The organism is Variovorax sp. MSC1_012 (assembly GCF_023667525.1).
In the GTDB taxonomy this organism is placed as follows: Bacteria; Pseudomonadota; Gammaproteobacteria; order Burkholderiales; family Burkholderiaceae_C; genus Variovorax; species Variovorax beijingensis_B.
Genome location: NZ_CM174443.1, coordinates 1,883,272 through 1,902,631, shown reverse-complemented (window position 1 = coordinate 1,902,631; position 19,360 = coordinate 1,883,272). Strand labels below are relative to the sequence as shown.

The 19,360-nt window shown below is 67.2% G+C and carries 17 protein-coding genes; 12 read left to right on the top strand and 5 right to left on the bottom strand.

The features are described 5' to 3' along the window. Positions 1-42: 42 nt before the first annotated feature. A complete protein-coding gene (locus L1081_RS08990) occupies positions 43-1,722 on the bottom strand; it encodes an FAD-dependent oxidoreductase (RefSeq protein ID WP_489416105.1) in 1,680 nt (559 codons plus the stop codon). A gap of 144 nt (positions 1,723-1,866) precedes the next feature. Here L1081_RS08990 and L1081_RS08985 point away from each other — a divergent pair, with 144 nt between their 5' ends. The 5 genes from L1081_RS08985 (at position 1,867) to L1081_RS08965 (ending at position 7,482) form a co-directional block, all read left to right on the top strand. Next, complete coding sequence (locus tag L1081_RS08985) at positions 1,867-2,727, top strand: GNAT family N-acyltransferase (protein WP_489416104.1); 861 nt, start codon at positions 1,867-1,869, stop codon at positions 2,725-2,727. Next, entirely contained in the window at positions 2,724-5,051 is a 2,328-nt protein-coding gene (gene ppk1, locus L1081_RS08980; protein ID WP_489416103.1) for a polyphosphate kinase 1, read from the top strand. Before L1081_RS08985 ends, ppk1 begins: the two co-directional genes overlap by 4 nt. A gap of 19 nt (positions 5,052-5,070) precedes the next feature. Beyond that, the gene (locus tag L1081_RS08975) at positions 5,071-5,532 is read left to right on the top strand and encodes a SixA phosphatase family protein (RefSeq protein WP_319432176.1); all 462 of its coding nucleotides are present in this window, start codon (positions 5,071-5,073) and stop codon (positions 5,530-5,532) included. Positions 5,533-5,679: 147 nt separating this feature from the next. Beyond that, the gene (locus L1081_RS08970) at positions 5,680-6,462 is read left to right on the top strand and encodes a hypothetical protein (protein ID WP_489416102.1); all 783 of its coding nucleotides are present in this window, start codon (positions 5,680-5,682) and stop codon (positions 6,460-6,462) included. Between the two features lie 168 nt (positions 6,463-6,630). After that, positions 6,631-7,482, top strand: a complete 852-nt coding sequence (locus L1081_RS08965) for a hypothetical protein (protein ID WP_489416101.1) — start codon at positions 6,631-6,633, stop codon at positions 7,480-7,482. Positions 7,483-7,498: 16 nt separating this feature from the next. Here L1081_RS08965 and L1081_RS08960 read toward each other — a convergent pair whose 3' ends face one another. Further along, entirely contained in the window at positions 7,499-9,019 is a 1,521-nt protein-coding gene (locus L1081_RS08960) for a Ppx/GppA phosphatase family protein (RefSeq protein ID WP_489416100.1), read from the bottom strand. Between the two features lie 253 nt (positions 9,020-9,272). On the opposite strand from L1081_RS08960, the gene pstS reads away from it, so the two are divergent. Genes pstS through phoR form a run of 7 tightly spaced genes read left to right on the top strand, consistent with a single transcriptional unit; the run spans position 9,273 to position 15,923 of the window. Next, positions 9,273-10,310 (top strand): phosphate ABC transporter substrate-binding protein PstS, encoded by a 1,038-nt coding sequence (gene pstS / locus L1081_RS08955; protein ID WP_489416099.1) that lies wholly within the window; start codon positions 9,273-9,275, stop codon positions 10,308-10,310. A 31-nt stretch (positions 10,311-10,341) separates the two neighbouring features. Then, positions 10,342-11,421, top strand: a complete 1,080-nt coding sequence (pstC, locus tag L1081_RS08950) for a phosphate ABC transporter permease subunit PstC (RefSeq protein ID WP_124957732.1) — start codon at positions 10,342-10,344, stop codon at positions 11,419-11,421. After that, positions 11,418-12,302 (top strand): phosphate ABC transporter permease PstA, encoded by an 885-nt coding sequence (pstA, locus tag L1081_RS08945; RefSeq protein WP_489416098.1) that lies wholly within the window; start codon positions 11,418-11,420, stop codon positions 12,300-12,302. Before pstC ends, pstA begins: the two co-directional genes overlap by 4 nt. Before the next feature lie 20 nt (positions 12,303-12,322). After that, on the top strand, positions 12,323-13,102 hold the full coding sequence (pstB, locus tag L1081_RS08940) for a phosphate ABC transporter ATP-binding protein PstB (RefSeq protein ID WP_021007056.1): 780 nt from the start codon (positions 12,323-12,325) through the stop codon (positions 13,100-13,102). Between the two features lie 16 nt (positions 13,103-13,118). After that, positions 13,119-13,820 (top strand): phosphate signaling complex protein PhoU, encoded by a 702-nt coding sequence (gene phoU / locus L1081_RS08935; protein ID WP_012747426.1) that lies wholly within the window; start codon positions 13,119-13,121, stop codon positions 13,818-13,820. 28 nt (positions 13,821-13,848) lie between these two features. Then, positions 13,849-14,541 (top strand): phosphate regulon transcriptional regulator PhoB, encoded by a 693-nt coding sequence (gene phoB, locus L1081_RS08930; RefSeq protein WP_021007058.1) that lies wholly within the window; start codon positions 13,849-13,851, stop codon positions 14,539-14,541. 44 nt (positions 14,542-14,585) lie between these two features. Next, positions 14,586-15,923 carry a phosphate regulon sensor histidine kinase PhoR gene (gene phoR / locus L1081_RS08925; RefSeq protein ID WP_489416097.1) on the top strand — a complete coding sequence of 446 codons (1,338 nt, stop codon included), beginning with the start codon at positions 14,586-14,588 and terminating at the stop codon, positions 15,921-15,923. On the opposite strand, the gene L1081_RS08920 is transcribed toward phoR, so the two are convergent. The 3 genes from L1081_RS08920 to L1081_RS08910 form a co-directional block, all read right to left on the bottom strand. Then, positions 15,912-17,255: an MATE family efflux transporter gene (locus L1081_RS08920; protein ID WP_489416096.1), complete on the bottom strand. Its 1,344-nt coding sequence runs from the start codon at positions 17,253-17,255 to the stop codon at positions 15,912-15,914. The two genes, phoR and L1081_RS08920, sit on opposite strands and share 12 nt — an antisense overlap. A gap of 3 nt (positions 17,256-17,258) precedes the next feature. Further along, positions 17,259-18,986, bottom strand: a complete 1,728-nt coding sequence (locus L1081_RS08915) for a hypothetical protein (RefSeq protein WP_489416095.1) — start codon at positions 18,984-18,986, stop codon at positions 17,259-17,261. Positions 18,987-19,070: 84 nt separating this feature from the next. Further along, a complete protein-coding gene (locus L1081_RS08910; RefSeq protein ID WP_007836661.1) occupies positions 19,071-19,340 on the bottom strand; it encodes a type B 50S ribosomal protein L31 in 270 nt (89 codons plus the stop codon). Positions 19,341-19,360: the final 20 nt, after the last annotated feature.

The window sequence follows — 19,360 nt, the reverse complement described above, 5'->3', positions numbered from 1 at the left end:
ATCCGCACGCGTGCAGCGCCGGGAATTACGGACGCAGCACGGTCACGCGACGGCCGAGTTGGACGACAGGTGCTGGTGGATCAGCGCGACCACGGCCGCGCCTTCGCCGATGGCGCCGCCCACGCGCTTGACCGACCCCGAGCGCACGTCACCCACGGCAAAGACGCCCTGCACGCTGGATTCGAGCGCGGTGGAGGGCCGCGCCGGAAAGCCGCTGCTGGCCGCATCGCCGGTCAGCACGAAGCCGTGCTTGTCGACCGAGACGCCGCAGCCATCGAGCCAGCTGGTCTCGGGCTCGGCGCCCACGAAGAGGAAGATGTTGCGCGCGTCGCAGTCGTGTTCGTTGCCCGTGGTCTGGCAGCGCCAGGTTGCACCCGTCAGGCCTTCGCCGGAATCGCCGTTGAGCTTCACCAGTTGCGTATGGGGATGCAGCTCGATGTTGGGTGTGGCCTCGATGCGGTCGATCAGGTAGCGCGACATGCTGGCCGCGAGCGACGGGCCGCGCACCAGCACGTTGACCTTGGCCGCATGGCGCGACAGGAACACCGCGGCCTGTCCGGCCGAGTTGCCGCCGCCGACCAGCGCAACCTCCTGCTGCGCGCAGAGCTTGGCCTCGATGGCCGACGCCCAGTACCAGATGCCGCGGCCCTCGAACTCGGACAGCCTCGGCACATCGGGCCGCCGGTAGCGTGCGCCGCTTGCAATCACCACCGTGCGCGCGTTGATGGCGCGGCCGTCGGCCAGCATGATGCGCAGGGCGCCCATGGGGTTGTCGCGCGAGCAGTCCAGGGACATCACCTTGGCCGGGATCAGCATCTCGACGCCGAACTTCTGGGCCTGCACGAAGGCCCGGCCCGCGAGCGCCTGGCCCGAGATGCCGGTGGGAAAGCCCAGGTAGTTTTCGATGCGCGCGCTCGCGCCGGCCTGTCCGCCGAAGGCGCGGCAGTCGAGCACGATCACGCGCAGCCCTTCGGAGGCGGCGTACACCGCGGTCGCGAGGCCGGCGGGGCCGGCCCCGACCACCGCCACGTCGAAAAGCTCGTTGCGCTCCGCGGTGTCGACCATGCCCAGGCAGCGGGCCAGCGCGTCTTCGGCAGGGTTGACCAGCACCGAACCGTCGGGGCACACGGCCAGCAGCTTGCAGGTGCCGTACTGCTCCAGCAGCGCCGCGGCGCCGGGGTCTTCGGCCGCGTCGACCAGATGGTAGGGATGCCCGTTGCGGCGCAGGAAGTTCTCCAGCCGCGCCATGTCGGGCGACTCCGGCCGGCCGATCAGCACCGGCCCGCTGGCGCCGGATTCGATCAGCGCCACGCGCCGCAGGATCAGCGCGCGGGTGATGCGCTCGCCAAGGTCGGCTTCCGCCACCAGCAGCGCACGCAGCTGCGCGGGCGGCACGATCAGCGCTTCCACTTCTTCCTCGGCATGGCCGTCGACCAGGGCAGGGCGGCCGCTCAGCTGGCCGACTTCGGCAAGGAACTCGCCGGGGCCCTGGCGCACGATCGGCACCACGTGCCCGAGCCCGTCGCGCTGCGTGACCGCCACCACGCCCTTGAGCAGGACGAACATGCCGGGGCTGGTTTCGCCGGCGGTGAACAGCCGCTCCCCGCGGGCGAAGCGCTGCACGGTCCCGAAGTGCGCAATGCGCGCGATTTCGGTATCGCTCAGGACGGGAAAGGTCTGGTGAAGGCGGTTGTCGAAATTGCTGCTTGCGGCTGTGGCCATTGAGAAAACTCCATGTCGCGGACCCACCGCATTAGACATCCAGGCAGCCCCAAAACACGCGGTAACACCGTCATGCAAATGCAATGGGGCTGACATACCCGTTTCACCGCGGGTGCTGAGACTCCCTCAGCAGAAAGGGTCCCCATGAAAGAACTGCCCAACCCGACGTTCCCGCTGTCGCAGCTCGGATTGCGCGCCGCCCTGTGGCCCGCCCCTGCAACCACGCCCGCATCGGTGCCCGCTGCCGTGCTGGTGCCGCCGGTCATCGTCGATGCCAGGCAAGGCATCACCGTGAGCTGGGCCCGCCACCTGGACGACGTGCGCGCCGCGCAGCGCCTGCGCTACCAGGTGTTCGTCGGCGAAATGGGCGCCCGCGTGAGCACGCCGCTGGCCGGCCACGACATCGACCTGTTCGACGACTTCTGCGAGCACCTGCTGGTGCGCGAGGAACAGACCCAGCAGGTGATCGGCACCTACCGCGTGCTCACGCCTGCCCAGGCGCGGCGCGTGGGCAGCACTTACAGCGACACCGAGTTCGACCTGACCCGGCTGCGCGACCTGCGCGAGCGCATGGTCGAGCTGGGCCGCAGCTGCGTGCATCCCGACCACCGGCAGGGCGGGGTGATCCTTGCACTGTGGGGTGCCCTGGCGGGCTTCATGCACCGCAACAAGCTCGACACCATGATCGGCTGCGCGAGCATTCCGATGTCGCACAACGGCGTGACCAGCGGCGATGCGGCGGCCAGCATCTGGCGGCAGCTGTCGGCCAGCCACATGGCGCCGATCCAGTACCAGGTGCAGCCGCGCCTGCCGCTGCCGGTGGAGCGGCTCGATGGCGCGCTCGACGTCGAGCCACCCGCGCTCATCAAGGGCTACCTGCGCCTGGGTGCCAAGGTGCTGGGCGCCCCGGCCTGGGACCCGGATTTCAACACGGCGGACCTGCCGATGCTGATGCGCATCGACGACCTGCCGCCGCGTTACCGCAAGCACTTTCTCGGCGCATGAAGCCGGCGGCCGCCCGGCCCGGTGCCGGGCCGCCCGCCTCTTCGCCCGGCACGGGGCTGCCAAAAGGCGGTCCGCAGGCGTCACAAGACAGTCACGAAAACGTCACAAACGAGGGCGACACTGTCATATTTCAGCCTACATGTGCTCCCGTGCCGCTTGCTCCAGAATCAGTGCCCATGCAACCAGCTCCCGCTGACCGGACGTCCACGGTCGCGGCAACGGCCCTCGCGCTGCTCGACCGCGACCACAGCATCCTGTCCTTCAACGAGCGCGTGCTCGACTGGGCCCACAGGCCCGAAGTGCCGCTGGTCGAGCGCCTTCGCTATCTCTGCATCGTTTCATCGAACCTCGACGAGTTCTTCGAAGTCCGTGCCGCGCCGCACCTGATTGCCAGCAGCGCCGGCGACCAGAAGGGCGCCTACACGATCGAGTCGTTTGAGCGGCTGGCCGAGGCCGCCCACACGCTGGTGGCGCGGCAGTACGCGCTCTACAACGACGAGCTGATGCCGACCTTTGCAAAGCACGGCATCCACATCATTTCGCACGGCGAACGCAATCCGGCGCAGCGCAAATGGGTCAGCGAATATTTCGAGCGTGAAGTGCGCCCGCTGCTGATCCCTGTCGGGCTGGACCCGGCGCACCCGTTTCCGCAGGTGGCCAACAAGTCGCTCAACTTCATCGTGCGGCTCGGCGGCAAGGATGCCTTCGGGCGCGAGAACCCGATCCAGATCGTGAAAGTGCCGCGCGTGCTGCCGCGCGTGATCCGCATGCCGGCCAAGGTGTCGGACGGCAAGACGCTGTTCGTGGCGTTGTCGAGCGTGGTGCGCGCCCATCTGTCGAGCATGTTCCCGGGGCGCGAGGTGGGCGATTTCTCGCAGTTCCGCGTCACGCGGCATTCCGACCTTGCGGTCGACGAGGAAGACGTCAAGAACCTGCGCACCGCATTGCGCCAGGGGCTGCAGCACCGGCACTACGGGCAGGCCGTGCGGCTCGAGGTGTCGGCCAGCTGCGCGGAGTCGCTCGCGAGCTTCCTGCTCGCGCAATTCAACCTGCCGCAGCAGGCGCTCTACCGCGTGCACGGCCCCGTCAACCTGGCCCGGCTGACCCAGCTGATCGATCTGCTGGAGGAGCCGCAGCTGCTGTTTCCGCCGTACTCGGCTTCCTACCCGGTCACGCTGTCGCCGGCGCAGTCGTTCTTCGAGCGGCTGCAGCACGGCGACGTGCTGATCCACCAGCCCTTCGAGAGCTTCGACGGCGTGCTCGCGTTCCTGCGCGAGGCCGTGCAAGACCCGCAGGTGCTGGCCATCAAGCAGACCATCTACCGCACGGGCACCGATTCGGAGCTGATGGACCTGCTGCGCGAAGCCGTGCGCCGCGGCAAGGAAGTGACGGTGGTGGTGGAGCTCAAGGCCCGCTTCGACGAAGAGGCCAACATCAACTGGGCCGAAATGCTCGAGTCGATCGGCGCGCAGGTGGTGTATGGCGTGGTGGGCCTGAAGACGCACGCCAAGATGCTGCTGGTGACGCGTCGCGAGGGCAAGCAGATGCGCCGCTACGGCCATCTTTCCACCGGCAACTACAACCCGCGCACCGCCAGGCTCTACACCGACATCAGCCACCTGACGGCCGATCCGCTGCTCACGGCCGACATGGAAGCCGTGTTCGTGCACCTGGCAAGCCAGAGCCGGCTGCCCAAGCTCAACCGCATGTGGCTCGCGCCCTTCGACCTGCACAAGAACCTCGTCGCGCAGATCGACGCGCTGGGCCTGGCCGCCGCCGCTGGCGAGCCGACCCGCATCGTCGCCAAGATGAATGCGCTGACCGACGACGCGCTGGTGGCCGCGCTGATGCGCGCCGGCCAGAACGGCGTGAAGATCGACCTCATCGTGCGCGGCGCCTGCACGCTGCCCGCGCAGGTGCCGGGGCTGACCGACAACATCCGCGTGCGCTCGGTGATCGGGCGTTTTCTCGAGCACTCGCGCGTCTTCTACTTCCGCAATGGCGAGGACGAGTCGCTCTACCTGTCAAGCGCCGACTGGATGAACCGCAACATGATGCGGCGCATCGAGCTGGCCTGGCCGGTGACCGACCCCGGCCTTCGCCAGCGCCTGATCGACGAATGCCTGGTCGCCTACCTGCATGACGGCCGCGACGCCTGGGACCTGGGCGGCGACGGCATCTACACGCGCGTCGACCACGACACCCACTCCGGCGAAGCGGGTGCCTCGCGCATCGTCGAGGCGCACGGCGCGCAGGCCGCACTCATGAACAGGTATGCATCGCGAGGCCATCACCTCGATACACCCAGTGCATCCAGCAACTGACGATCGAAAGACGATAACCATGGACTTGATCTTCTGGCGCCATGCCGAAGCCGAGGACTGGACCGAGGGCTGCGACGACCTGCAGCGTTCCCTGACCGCGCGCGGCGAGAAGCAGGCCAAGCGCATGGCCAGCTGGCTCGACCGGCAGCTGCCGGATGGCACGCGCATCATCTGCAGCCCCGCGCGGCGCTGCGAGCAGACCGCGCTTGCACTCGGCCGCAAATACAAGCTGCGCGCCGAACTCGCCCCCGACACCACCGCCGAGGCCATGCTGGCCGCGGCCGGCTGGCCCAACGGCAAGTCGGTGGTGCTGATGATCGGGCACCAGCCTTCGGTGGGGCAGGCGATTTCGCTTCTTCTCGGCCTGAAGCAGGACAGCTGTCCGGTGCGCAAGGGTTCGCTCTGGTGGATCCGTACGCGCGAACGCGATGGCGACGTGCAGACCGTCGTGGTGACGGTGCAATCGCCCGAGCTCCTCTGAGCTGAAGGGATCCGCGGGCTGAAAATTTGCCCGAATCTGTAAACTAATTGACGAATTCGATGGGGCGTGGCAGTGCCATATAGGCACAATGATTGCATGAGATGCATTTGGACACAAATAGCATCTTTAACTTACATTCGCCTCCCCATGAAGACGCTTGTTTCGCTGCTGATCTCCGCAGCTCTGCTGGCCGGCTGCGCCACGAGCACACCCGAACCCGCGCCGCAGGTTCGCCACGACGCAACGCGGTCGATCACGAAGATCGAACTCGTCTACAACGAGCAGGACCAGCTGTCCGTGATGGATGGCGGCGGCTCCGCAATCATGGGCTGGGCCGGGATTTTCGGGCCTGTCGGCACGCTGGTGGCCCTTGGCGTCGAGGTCGGTACCCGGGTGACGCTGGCCAGCCGCATCGAGCGGCGCAGCAAGGAGTTCACGGCCGCCGTGAAAAGCAGCGGCGCGATGCCGCTCAACAGGCAGTTCGCCGAGCAACTGGCAGCGCGCCTGCGGACTGGGGGCCGGGAAGTGAAGCTGACACCCGCCGCGCGCATGGACGGCGAGCTCGCCCAGATGCAGGCGGCTGGATTCGAACCCACCCCGGGCTACAGCACCTTGCTCGTGCGGGTCACCACGACCTACGGAGCTCCCGACATGACGTCGAGCTTCAAGCCCTTCGTGGCGATCGAGCAGTCGCTGCAGGACGAGGAGCAGGTCGTTCTCCACCAGACCACCCACACCTCCGACCTGGAGGAGCCGGCCTACCTGGCATACGACGGCCTGCTGCAGGACTCGGCCAGGGCCCAGGACGGCCTGCGGCAAGGCCTTTCCCGGATCGTCCAGCCTGCCTATGCCGGCATGTTCGGCGAAGACGGGCCGCCGCGCCTCGGCAGTTCGGAAACCACCCGGACCGCCAGCCTCCACGCCAGGTGAAACGGCCGGGATAGCCGCATCCCGCGCTTGCGGGCAGGCGCTTTGTCATGGCCGCGGACAGAGGTGGCGGGGCGCTTGTCTCCCTGGAGAAGGTGCGCACCGCTCATGTGCGCAGGCGGCGCGATTCCTACAGTGACTCCATATCGGCCACATCACTGGGGAACACGCATGAAACTGCCCAACCCGCTGCCAAGAAGCTTCATGGACCTGCTGCGCCTGGACGCGGGCATGTCGTTGCAGAAGCTGACGTTCCTGCTCGTCGCCACCGCCCTGCTGGCGGGGTGTGCGGCCGATGCGTCCAAACCCACGCTGCAGGCCCGCCAGGAAGCCACCCGGTCGGCCGCGAAGGTCGAACTCATCTACAACGAGGAAGACCAGCTGATCGTCACGGATGGCGGCGGTTCGGGGCTGACGGGCTTTGCCGGACTTCTTCTGGGGCCCATCGGCGCGCTGGTGGCTCTCACCATCGACACCAACAGCCGGATGACCATGGCTGCCCGGACCGACCAGCGCAGCAAGGAATTCACGGCCGCGGTGAGGAACAGCGGCACGACCATGGCGCTCAACAGGCAGTTCGCGGAGCAGCTGGCAGCGCGCCTGCGGGAGAGCGGCCGCGAAGTGAAGCTGACGCCCTTCATGCGCGCCACCGGAGCGGCCAGCGAGATGAAGGTGCCGGAGCTCCAGCCCACGCCCGGCTACAGCACCTTGATCCTGCGGATCACCACGGCGTACGGCGCAGCCGATGCGACCTCGAGCTTCAAGCCCTTCATCTCGGTGGAGCAGCTGCTCAGGGACGAACGGCAATCCGTCGTGCACCAGACGGCCCATACCGCCGATGTGAGCGAGCCCACCTATTTCAGCTACGACGGCCTGCTCAAGGACACCGCGGTGGCCCACCAGGGGCTGAAGCAGGGGCTGGACCGGGTCGTGCAGCCCGCCTACGCCGGCATGTTCGGGGGCGACCAGCCGCACCCGGTTCCTGCGGAAACCACCCGCACTGCCGGCCTCGACGCGAAGTAACGCGAAGTGACGCGGCTCAGGCCCCGCTGAGCTCCACGCGCCAGTTGCTGGTCTTCTGCCAGGCCAGCACTTCTTCGCGCAGCAGGTGCGCGGATTGCGGATAGGCCTCGGCCCAGTCGGGCGCGCAGGCGATCGTGAAGGCTCTGGCGCCCAGCGCCGCAAGATGCAGCGCCTGCGGATCGGGATCGCGGCGCGCATGGCACAGGATCACCGCCAGGCGCAGCGACAGCAGCTGCATCACGAAGGTCTCGTCGTCGAGCGCGGCGTCGAGCTTGCGCAGCTTTCCGCGCTGGCCCAGCACCAGTTGGCCGAGCGCGTGCAGTTCGTTGACGGCAAAGCCGGGGGCGTCGGTGTTGTCCAGGATGTAGGCGCCATGCTTGTGATAGTCGCTGTGCGAGACCAGCATGCCGATCTCGTGCAGCTGCGCCGCCCAGCCGAGCTTGCGCAGCGCCCGCCCGGGGCGGCTGCCGGGGCTGCCGCCGCGCGCTGCGGGAGTGAGTTGCACAAACAGCGCCGCCGCGGTTTCGCCCACCCGCCTGGCCTGCGCCGCATCGACCGCGAACCGGCTCGCCAGCCGCGCCACGGTGGCCGTGCGCATGTCGGCCACGCTCTCGTCGCGCTCCAGCAGTTCATAGAGCACGCCGTGGCGGAGCGCACCCTGGGCGACTCTCATTTCCTCGATGTCGAGCAGGTCGAACACCGCGCGCAGCACGCTCACGCCGCCGCCGATGACGGGCTTGCGGTCTTCGCGCATGCCGTCGATGCGCAGCTTGTCGGTGCTGCCGGCCTTCAGGAGCCGGTCGACCAGCCAGTCGAGGCCGTCGCGGGTGATGAGCCCGGGCTCGCCGCCCGCGGCTGCCAGCACGTCGCCCACGGCGCCGATGGTGCCGGACGCGCCATAGGCCACGTCCCACTGGTCGCGGGTGTAGCTCGACAGCGCGTCGTCGAGCACTGCCTTGGCGGCCACCTCGGCGGCGCGGAATGCGCTCTGGGTGAAGAGGCCTTCCGCAAAATGCTTCATCGACCAGGCGACGCTGCCCACCCGGTACGACTCCATCAGCTCGGCGTCGAGCGCGCGGCCGATGATCATTTCGGTGGAGCGGCCGCCGATGTCCACCACCAGGCGGCGCTCGCGGTCGGAGGCGTCGGTGTGCGGCAGCATGTGCGACACGCCCTGGTAGATGAGGCGGGCTTCTTCCCGGCCCGGGATCACGTCGATGCCGAAGCCCAGGATGGTGCGTGCGCGCAGCAGGAATTCTTCGCGGTTACGTGCCTCGCGAAGTGTCTGGGTGGCGACGGCGCGCACCTGCGAGCGCTTGAAACCGGCCAACCGCTCGCCAAAACGGGCAAGCGCATCCCAGCCCCGCTGCATGGCCTCGGCCGTGAGATTGCGGGCGCTGTCCAGGCCGTTGCCCTGGCGGACCGTTTCCTTCAGGTATTCGGTGCGGTGGATCTGGCCGTGGTCGACCTGTCCGATTTCGAGCCTGAAGCTGTTCGATCCGAGATCGACTGCGGCGAGGCGGGTGCCGTTTTGCATGTAGTTGTCGTGGAAGAAGGCGGGTGACTTCGATCGTAGCGCCGTGGCGGGCGCGCGGCCTTCCGAATCGCCGGTGGCGAGGCTCGCAAGGCTAGGCGCGGCGAATGACGGTTGTGTGACAACGTCACACAAGCCATGGGAGAAACAGCGGCATTTTCCCTCGACAGCGGGGTGTCACACCGATGTCACACAAGCTTTCTAGAGTCCGTTCCAAGCCCGAAAGGGACTACTTCTTACTTCTAAAGGAAGCCTTATGAAAACGACTTTCAAATTTGCAGCTGCCGGCCTCGTGGCCGCGGTCTTCGCCCAAGTTCCTGCCTTCGCACAAGACGTGACCGGCGCTGGCGCCAGCTTCCCGGCGCCGCTGTACGCCAAGTGGGCCTCCGATTTCAACAAGGCCACCGGCGTCAAGATCAACTACCAGTCGGTCGGCTCGGGCGCCGGTCTCAAGCAGATCGAAGCCAAGACGGTCGATTTCGGCGCTTCCGACGCGCCCCTGAAGGACGAAGAACTCCAGGCCAAGGGCCTGATGCAGTTCCCCACCGTCATCGGCGGCGTGATTCCCGTGGTGAACATTCCCGGCATCAAGCCCGGCGAGCTGAAGCTCAACGGCCAGGTCCTGGGCGACATCTACCTGGGCAAGATCACCAAGTGGAACGACCCCGCCATCAAGGCGCTGAACGGCTCGCTGGCTTTGCCTGACGCCGCCATTGCACCGGTTCGTCGCGCCGACGGCTCGGGCACCAGCTTCCTGTTCACCAACTACCTGAGCAAGGTCAACGCCGAGTGGAAGACCAAGGTCGGCGAAGGCACGGCCGTGAACTGGCCCACCGGCGCGGGTGGCAAGGGCAACGAAGGCGTCGCAGCCTTCGTGAACCGCCTGCCCAACTCGATCGGCTACGTCGAGTACGCCTATGTCAAGCAGAACAAGATGACCTACGCCCAGCTGCAGAACGCGGCCGGAAACTTCGTCTCGCCCGAAGACACGGCCTTCAAGGCTGCAGCCGCCGCCGCCGACTGGAACAAGAGCTTCTACCAGGTGCTGACCAACCAGGCCGACAAGGGCGCATGGCCCATCACCGGTGCGACCTTCATCCTGATGCACAAGGTGCAGGACAAGCCCGCCAACGCGACCACCGTGCTCAAGTTCTTCGACTGGGCCTACAAGGGCGGCGACAAGACGGCCGACGAGCTCGACTACGTGCCGATGCCCGATGCCGTGAAGGCCACGATCGCCAAGGCATGGGGCGAAGTGAAGGACGCATCGGGCAAGCCGGTCGCGTTCAAGTAAGCAACCCCATCAAGCCCAGGACGGCGCAGCCATGAGCAGTACTTCGCTCGAGGATGCGCCGCTTTCGTCATTGCCGGAGCGACCCGTGTCATCCACCTATCCTGCCTCCGCATCCACGCTCGACCTCGCGGCCGAACGCGGCCGCGCCACCGCACCACCGCCCGCCAAGGCACCGCGTTCGGGCCCCATGGCCGACCGCCTGTTCGGCTGGGCCGCCAAGGGCGCCGCGCTGCTCACACTCGCGATGCTGATCGGCATCCTGCTGTCGCTGATTGCCGGCGCATGGCCCGCCATCTCGAAGTACGGCCTCGGCTTTCTGACCAGCAGCGTCTGGGACCCGGTGCAGAACGAGTACGGCGGCCTGGTCATGATCTACGGCACGCTGGCCACCTCGATCATCGCGCTGGTGATCGCGGTGCCGGTGAGCTTCGGCATTGCGCTGTTCCTGACCGAACTCTCGCCCAACTGGCTCAAGCGCCCGCTGGGCACGGCCATCGAACTGCTCGCCGCCGTGCCGTCGATCGTGTACGGCATGTGGGGCCTGCTGGTGTTCGGCCCGATTCTTTCCACCTGGGTGCAGCAGCCGCTGCAGAAGCTGCTTGCCGGCGTGCCTTACCTTGGCGCGCTGGTGTCGGGCCCGCCGGTGGGCATCGGCATTCTCTCGGCCGGCATCATCCTCGCGATCATGATCATTCCGTTCATCGCCTCGGTGATGCGCGACGTGTTCGAAGTGACGCCGCCGCTGCTCAAGGAGTCGGCCTACGGCCTTGGCTCCACCACCTGGGAAGTGGTGTCGAAGGTCGTGCTGCCCTACACCAAGGCCGGCGTGATCGGCGGCATCATGCTCGGCCTGGGCCGCGCGCTGGGCGAGACGATGGCGGTCACCTTCGTGATCGGCAACATGAACCAGCTCAACTCGCTTTCCGTGTTCGAGGCGGCCAACAGCATCACCTCGGCACTCGCCAATGAATTTGCCGAAGCCGGCGCGGGCCTGCACCAGGCCGCGCTGATGTACCTCGGCCTGGTGCTGTTCTTCATCACCTTCGTCGTGCTGACGCTCTCGAAGGTGCTGCTGGCCCAGATGAAGAAGAGCGAAGGAACCAAGTCATGAGTACGGCTCAAAACCTGCTGAGCGCCAAGGCGCTTGCCGAAGCGCGCCAGGCCAAGTTTGCCGCGCGCAACCGCGTCAACAAGATCGCGCTCACGCTGTCGCTCGCGGCGATGGTGTTCGGCGTGTTCTGGCTCGTCTGGATCCTGTGGGAAACACTGCGCCTGGGCCTGGGCGGCCTGGCGCTCGCCACCTTCACCGAGATGACGCCGCCGCCCAACGAGGTGGGCGGCATTGCCAACGCGATCTTCGGTTCGTTCGTGATGGTGGCGCTGGCCACCTTCGTGGGCACGCCGATCGGCATCATGGCCGGCATCTACCTGGCGGAGTACAACCCCAAGGGCTGGCTCTCGTCGGTGACGCGCTTCGTCAACGACATCCTGCTGTCGGCGCCGTCGATCGTGATCGGCCTGTTCGTCTATGCCGTGGTGGTGGCGTACTTCAAGACCTTCTCGGGCCTGGCGGGGGCGCTGTCGCTCGCGCTGATCGTGATTCCGGTGGTCATCCGCACCACCGAGAACATGCTGCAGCTGGTGCCGCCGGGACTGCGCGAAGCGGCCTATGCGCTCGGCACGCCGAAGTGGAAGGTCATCCTGAGCATCACGCTGCGCGCCGCGCGCGCCGGTGTGGTCACGGGCGTGCTGCTGGCGGTGGCGCGCATCGCGGGCGAAACCGCGCCGCTGCTCTTCACCGCGCTGAACAACCAGTTCTGGACCGCCGACATCAGCCAGCCGATGGCCAGCCTGCCGGTGACGATCTTCAAGTTCGCGATGAGCCCGTACGAAAACTGGCAGCAGCTGGCCTGGGCCGGCGTGTTCCTGATCACCGTGGCCGTGCTCGCCCTCAACATCCTGGCGCGAGTCCTCACGCGCAACAAACTCTGATTCAAGAAGAAGTAGCAACCATGCCAAATACCGTCGCACAACCGTCGCGCTCGAAGATCTCGGTCAAGGACCTGAACTTCTACTATGGCAAGTTCCATGCGCTCAAGGGCATCAACCTCGAGATTCCCGAGAACAAGGTGACGGCCTTCATCGGCCCGTCGGGCTGCGGCAAGTCGACGCTGCTGCGCACCTTCAACCGCATGTTCGAGCTCTACCCCGAGCAGCGCGCCGAGGGCACCATCGCGCTGGACGGCGAGAACCTGCTCACCTCCAAGCAGGACGTGGCGCTGATCCGCGCCAAGGTCGGCATGGTGTTCCAGAAGCCCACGCCGTTCCCGATGTCGATCTACGACAACATCGCGTTCGGCGTGAAGCTGTTCGAGAACCTGAGCGCGAGCGAAATGGACGACCGCGTGGAGTGGGCGCTCAAGAAGGCGGCGCTCTGGACCGAAGTGCGCGACAAGCTGCAGCAAAGCGGCTCGGGCCTCTCGGGCGGCCAGCAGCAGCGCCTGTGCATCGCACGCGGTATTGCCATCAAGCCCGAAGTGCTGCTGCTCGACGAACCCTGCTCCGCGCTCGATCCGATCTCGACCGCAAAGATCGAAGAGTTGATCGCCGAGCTGAAAAACGAGTACACCGTGGTCATCGTGACGCACAACATGCAGCAGGCTGCACGGTGCAGCGACTACACCGCCTACATGTACCTGGGCGACCTGATCGAATTCGGCGCGACGGAACAGATGTTCTTCAAGCCGCAGCGCAAGGAGACCGAGGACTACATTACCGGCCGTTTCGGCTGATGCCAAGGAGGCACATATGACTGAAAAACATCTCTCCAGCCAGTTCGACAGCGAACTCAACGGCGTGTCGTCGCGCGTGATGGAGCTCGGCGGCATGGTCGAGGCGCAGATCCACCAGGCGGTCTACGCACTGCTGCAGTTCGATCCCGACGCCGCCGACCGCGTGATGGAAACCGAGACGCGCGTCAATGCCATGGAGATCGAGATCGACCGCGAGCTGTCGTCGATCATCGCGCGGCGCCAGCCCACGGCGCGCGACCTGCGCCTCCTGATCGCCATCTCCAAGACCACGGCCAACCTGGAGCGCGTGGGCGACGAGGCCAACAAGATCGCGCGCATGGTCAAGTCGATCATCGAGAGCGGCTCGGCCCGCGCGCTGCCCTCGAACGAACTGCGCATCGCGGCCGACCTGGCCTCGGGCCTGCTGCGCACCGCGCTGGACGCGTTCGCGCGGCTGGACACGGCCGCGGCGCTGTCGATCCTGAAGGACGACGACCTGATCGACAAGGAGTTCGACGGCTTCGTGCGCAAGCTGGTCACCTACATGATGGAAGACCCGCGCACGATCTCGGCCAGCCTCGACCTGCTGTTCCTGGCCAAGGCCATCGAACGCATCGGCGACCACGCCAAGAACATCGCCGAATTCATCATCTACATCGTCAAGGGCGCCGATGTGCGGCACACTTCGATGCAAGAGATCGAATCGGCGCTGCAGTAACAGAGCGAGCGCAAGTCTCCAAGAAAGCATGAAGAAACCCCGAGTCCTGATCGTCGAAGACGAGTCCTCGATCGCCGAGCTGATCGCCGTCAACCTGCGCCACAACGGCTTCGAGCCGATCTGGTCGGAGGACGGCGCGGCAGCGCAACGCGAGATCGACGCCTTCCTGCCGGACCTGATCCTGCTCGACTGGATGCTGCCCGGCCAGAGCGGCCTGCAGCTCGCGCGCCAGTGGCGCAAGGACCCGCGCACCAAGGCCGTTCCGATCCTGATGCTCACCGCGCGCGGCGACGAGCCCGACAAGGTGGCCGGCCTCGATGCGGGCGCCGACGACTACATCACCAAGCCCTTCTCGACACAGGAAATGCTCGCGCGCATCCGCGCCGTGCTGCGCCGCCGCGCGCCCGAAGTGGTGACCGAACGCGTGGAAATCGGCGAGCTCGCACTCGACACCGCCACGCACCGCGTCACCTGGCAGGGCAATGCGCTCAAGGTGGGGCCGACCGAGTTCAAGCTGCTGGCCTATTTGATGCAGCACGCCGAGCGCGTGCACAGCCGGGCGCAATTGCTCGACAAGGTCTGGGGCGACCACGTCTACATCGAGGAACGCACGGTCGACGTGCACGTCAAGCGCCTGCGCGAATCGCTGGGTGCCGCCTCGCCGATGGTCGAGACGGTGCGCGGCGCGGGTTATCGCCTGACGGCCCAAGTCACAGTTTGAGCCGCGCTGCTTTCATGGGCCGCGGGCGCGGATAATCGCCCGCCATGCCTTTCCGTATTGCTACTTTTCTAATAGCGTCCCTCGTAATAGGAGCGGGTGCTGCAGCCATTTTCGGCTGGAAGTTCGGATGGCTGGGCGCCTGGCTGGGCGCCGTGCTGTGGCTCGCGCTCGATGCGTGGCGGGCCGAACGGCTGCTGCAGGTGCTGCGCAACAACGCGGCGGGCCTGCCGACCCGCGGTGCCGGTGTGTGGGGCGAGCTCTCGGAGCGCATCCGCAAGCTGCTGCGCGACCGCGAACAGCAGACCCGGCAGGCCGAAGACCGCCTGCAGGAATTCCTGGCCGCCATCCAGGCCTCTCCCAACGGCGTGATCCTGCTCGACGAGCAGGGCCGCATCGAGTGGTGCAACCAGACGGCGGCCGGCCAGTTCGGCATCGATGCCGAGCGCGATCTGCTGCAGCATCTTGCAAACCTGGTCCGCGACCCCGCCTTCGTGGCCTACCTGGCTTCGTGGAACTACAGCCGCGATGTGGTCATCGATGCCTCCGGCCCGGGGCAGGGGCACCAGCGCAGCCATCCGGTGCGCCTGTCGGTGCAGGTGCATCCCTATGCGGGCAACCGCCGCATGCTGCTGACGCGCGACATCACGGCGGTCGAGCAGGCCGAAGCGATGCGGCGCGACTTCGTCGCCAACGTTTCGCATGAGATCCGGACGCCGCTCACCGTGCTTGCGGGCTTTGTGGAAACGCTGCAGAACCTGCCGCTCGATGCGGACGAGCGCGCGCGCTACCTCTCGCTCATGAGCCAGCAGTCGCACCGCATGGAAACCCTGGTCAACGACCTGCTGACGCTCTCGCGGCTCGAGGGCAGCGCTGCGCCATCGGGCAACCAGTGGATCCGCATCCGTGCGCTGCTCGCCCAATGCGAAGACGAGGGACGGGGGCTGTCTGGCCGGCTCGTGCCGCAGGGGCACCGCCTTTCCTTCACGATCGAGGCCGAATCCGAGATTTCGGGCGCACCGACCGAACTGCAAAGCGCCATGTCGAACCTGCTGAGCAACGCCATCCGCTACACGCCGGGCGGCGGCGAGGTGGCGGTGAGCTGGCGGCTGCTGCCCGACGGGCGCGGCGAATACGCGGTGCGCGATACCGGCCCCGGCATTGCCGCCGAGCACATTCCGCGCTTGACCGAGCGCTTCTACCGCATCGACCGCAGCCGCTCGCGCGAAACCGGCGGCACCGGCCTGGGCTTGGCCATCGTGAAGCACATCGCGCAGCGGCATGGCGCCGAACTGCGGATCCAGAGCACGGTGGGCAAGGGCTCGCGTTTTGCGCTGGTGTTCCCGGCAACCCGCGTGCGGGAAGCGCGGCTGCTAGCGAAGTGAGCGGCGCATCGTCCAGCGCAGCAGCGCGCCGAACAGCAGGGCCGTGACCGCGAGCGCGCCCGCGCTCATGAGCCAGAACGCCAGCGGCGACTGCATTGCGGGCCACGGCCCCAGGCCGCGATAGGCCAGCAGGTAGCTGCCGCCCAGGCCGAAGCCCCAGAGCAGCGTGCAATAGACGACCAGCGGCACCAGTGTGACGCGGTAGCTGCGCAGCACGAACACGCACAGCGTCTGCAGCGCATCGGCAAAGTGATAGGCCGCCACCACCAGCAGCAGCGCCGCGGCCAGCGCGATGACAGCCGGGTTGTCGGAATACACGTGGGCCAGCCTGAAGCGCAGCGCCACCATGGCACCCGCGAAGAACAATGCGCAAAGGGCGGTGAGTTCGAAGCCCATGCGGCAGGCGCGGCGGGCCTTGACCGCATTCCCGGCGCCGAGCCAGAAGCTCACGCGCGCGCTGGTGGCAATGGCCAGCGAGAGCGGCACCATGTAGGCCACCGCAAGCAGGTTCGAGGCGATCTGGTGCGCGGCGGCCGCGGCCGTGCCCAGGCGCGCAATGAACAGCGCCATCAGGGTGAACGAGGTCACTTCCACCAGCACGGCCAGGCCGCCGGGAATGCCCAGGCTAGCGAACTGGCGGATCTGGCGCCAGTCGGGCGCTTCGATGCGTTCCCAGAGCCGGTAGTCGCGGTAGAAGGTGCTGCTGCGCAGCAGCCACACGGCGCAGGCCAGCATGGCCCAGTTCACGCACAGCGTGGCCCAGGCGCAGCCCACCAGGCCCATGGCCGGCAGGCCCGCGCCGCCGAAGGCAAACCAGATCGACAGCGGCAGCTTCACGCACAGCGAGCCCAGTTGGAGCCAGGTCACCACCTGCGGCTTGCCCAGGCTCTGGTTCAGGGTGCTGAACAGGCGGAACAGCAGGGCGGGAGGCAAGGCGAAGGCAAGCACCGCCAGGTAGGTTTCCACTTCGCCGCGCATCGCGGGCGGCACCTGGGTCCAGCGCAGCACCGCGCCCGGCAGCAGCAGCACGGCCATGCCGATCGCGATGGTGATGGCACTCAGGTAGAGCGACTGCCGCACCGAGCGGCCGACTTCGCTTCTCCGGTCCGCGCCGTGCAGCTCCGCCCAGACCGGCAGCAGCGCCTGCAGCACGCCCATCAGCGAGACGAACACGCTGATGAAGACGGCCGCGCCCACCGACAGCGCGGCGAGCGCGTTCTCGGAATAGCGGCCGGCCACGATGGTGTCCGTCACGCCGAACGCCATCACGGCCAGCTGGCCCACCAGCACCGTGCCGGCGTGCCGGGCAATCAGGCCTCGTTCTCCGATCACGTGCTACGGCGCAATCTTCTGGTAGAGCAACAGGTCATCGGTCGCGCTGCTGGGCCGCCGCAGCGTGCCGCTGAAACGCCAGTGCTCCAGGCGAATGATGGTGTGCAGCCGCTCGATGGTTTCGGGGCTGACCAGCAGCCAGGGGCAATCGGTGCCGAGCAGTAGCGGCTGCAGGTTGAACTGGCCATGATGCCGCAGCGCCGCGATGTGGGCGCGGCTCAGCGCGAGCTCGGCAATGCAGCTCGGCTGCCCGACGCGCTCGGCCACCGCACGCACCTGCGGGGCATAGCTGCGCGCATAGTCGATGGAAGGCAGCCACAGCGTCATCAGCAGCATCCAGCACAGCGCGGTGCCGCCGGCCGGCAGCACCAGCGTTTTCCAGAGCGCCGCGCGGTGGCGCCCAGTGCGCCAGCGCACCACCCAGCACCAGGTGATGGTGGCGGCCAGCGCGAGGACGAAGGGGACGGCCGAAAACTCGGGCACGAAGCCCGGCACCAGCCGCGCCACGCTGGCCGCCGGCTTGGGCGGCACGCCGGTCTGCATCGCGATCCAGTAGATCCATCCCAGCACGGCCAGTCCGCTGAAGAACAGCACGTTGAACCAGTCGATCAGCGCCGCCGCGCTGCGCCGGAAGGTCGGCAGGGCGAAGGCGGCCAGCGTAGCGAGTGCGGGCAGCGCCAGCAGCAGCGAACGGTCGGAATAGTCGGTGGTCCAGGTCGCGGCCAGCGGCACCAGCGCGAACCAGAACGGCAGCGCCACATGGCGCGCGGTGAGCTGGCGGCGCCAGCGCCACAGCGTCCAGATCGCGAGCGGCCAGACCGGCCAGGTGAACCACACCAGAAGCTTGGCCTGGCTGCGCACGTCGCTCAGCACCGAGGTGCTGCTCGGATGATGGCCCGGCAGCTGGATCTTCCATTGCAGCAGGCCCAGCCCGAGCGCCAGCGCCGCGGCCACCAGCGCGGCCGCGATCATCGTGGCGAGCGCACCACGCGTATAGCCGGGGCTTTCGTCGGAAGCGGCGTCGGCGGTGCGCCGCTCGTAGGCAATGAACAGCGCACTGCCCGCCGCCAGCGCCAGGCCGACCGTGGGACCGCCGCTCAAGGTCATGCCGATGGTGCCGACCAGCAATGCGATGACCGGGCCGATGCGGCGGTAGGGCAGTGCCGCCACGCCATAGAACAGATGCGACGCGAAATACAGCTGCGCCAGCGCGGGCGTGGTTTCATGGCCCAGCTGGGCGAGGCCGAGGCAGGCGATCAGCGCCAGCAGTCCGCCGTCGGCAATAGCGCGGGCGTAGTCGGTGGGCCGTGCCTCGCCGCCGAAGGCGAAGGCCACCGGCTGGGCCCGCGAGGTGCGCGCGAGGTAGTAGACGGCATACCACGTGGCGGTGAAAGTGCCCCAGAGCAGCAGCGCGAAGGCGATGCGCACCGCCAGGTCGGGGTGCACCCACGACGGCGCGATCTTGATGGCCCAGGCACCGATCCAGTACGGAATGAGTGCCGGCGTTTCGGGCCGCAGGCCCAGCAGCAGGGGGTCGAACCAGCGGGCGATGCCTTCGGTGTTGCGCGCCAGTTCGGCCATGTAGCCGAAGGAGGTGATGTCGGCGCTCTTCCAGGGGCCGCGACCCACCAGGCCCGGCAGGAGGTAGGCGGCGCACAGCAGCAGCAGTGCCAGGCGCGGCAGCCGGCGCACGGCGCTCTGGGCAACGATCGCGGGGGTGGGCTGATTCACAGGATGGGAACGAACGTCGGTCTTGGGAAAGAAAAAAAGGGCAGCGCGGTAAACCGGGCTGCCCTCGATGCGAAAGCGCGTGCTTTACTTGGAAGCAGCGCCGGTGGTCTTGCCGAAGCGGTTGCGGAACTTCTCGACGCGACCGCCCATGTTGTCGACCGACTTTTGCGTGCCCGTGTAGAACGGATGCGATTCGCTCGTGGTGTCGAGCTTGAACAGCGGCAGCTCGCGGCCGTCGTCGGTCTTGCCCATTTCCTTGGTGTTCGCGCACGAACGGGTCACGAACTTGAAGCCGTTCGACATGTCGACGAACAGGATTTCGCGGTAGTTCGGGTGGATGCCTTCTTTTGCCATGGTCTTTCCTTTGGGGTCGA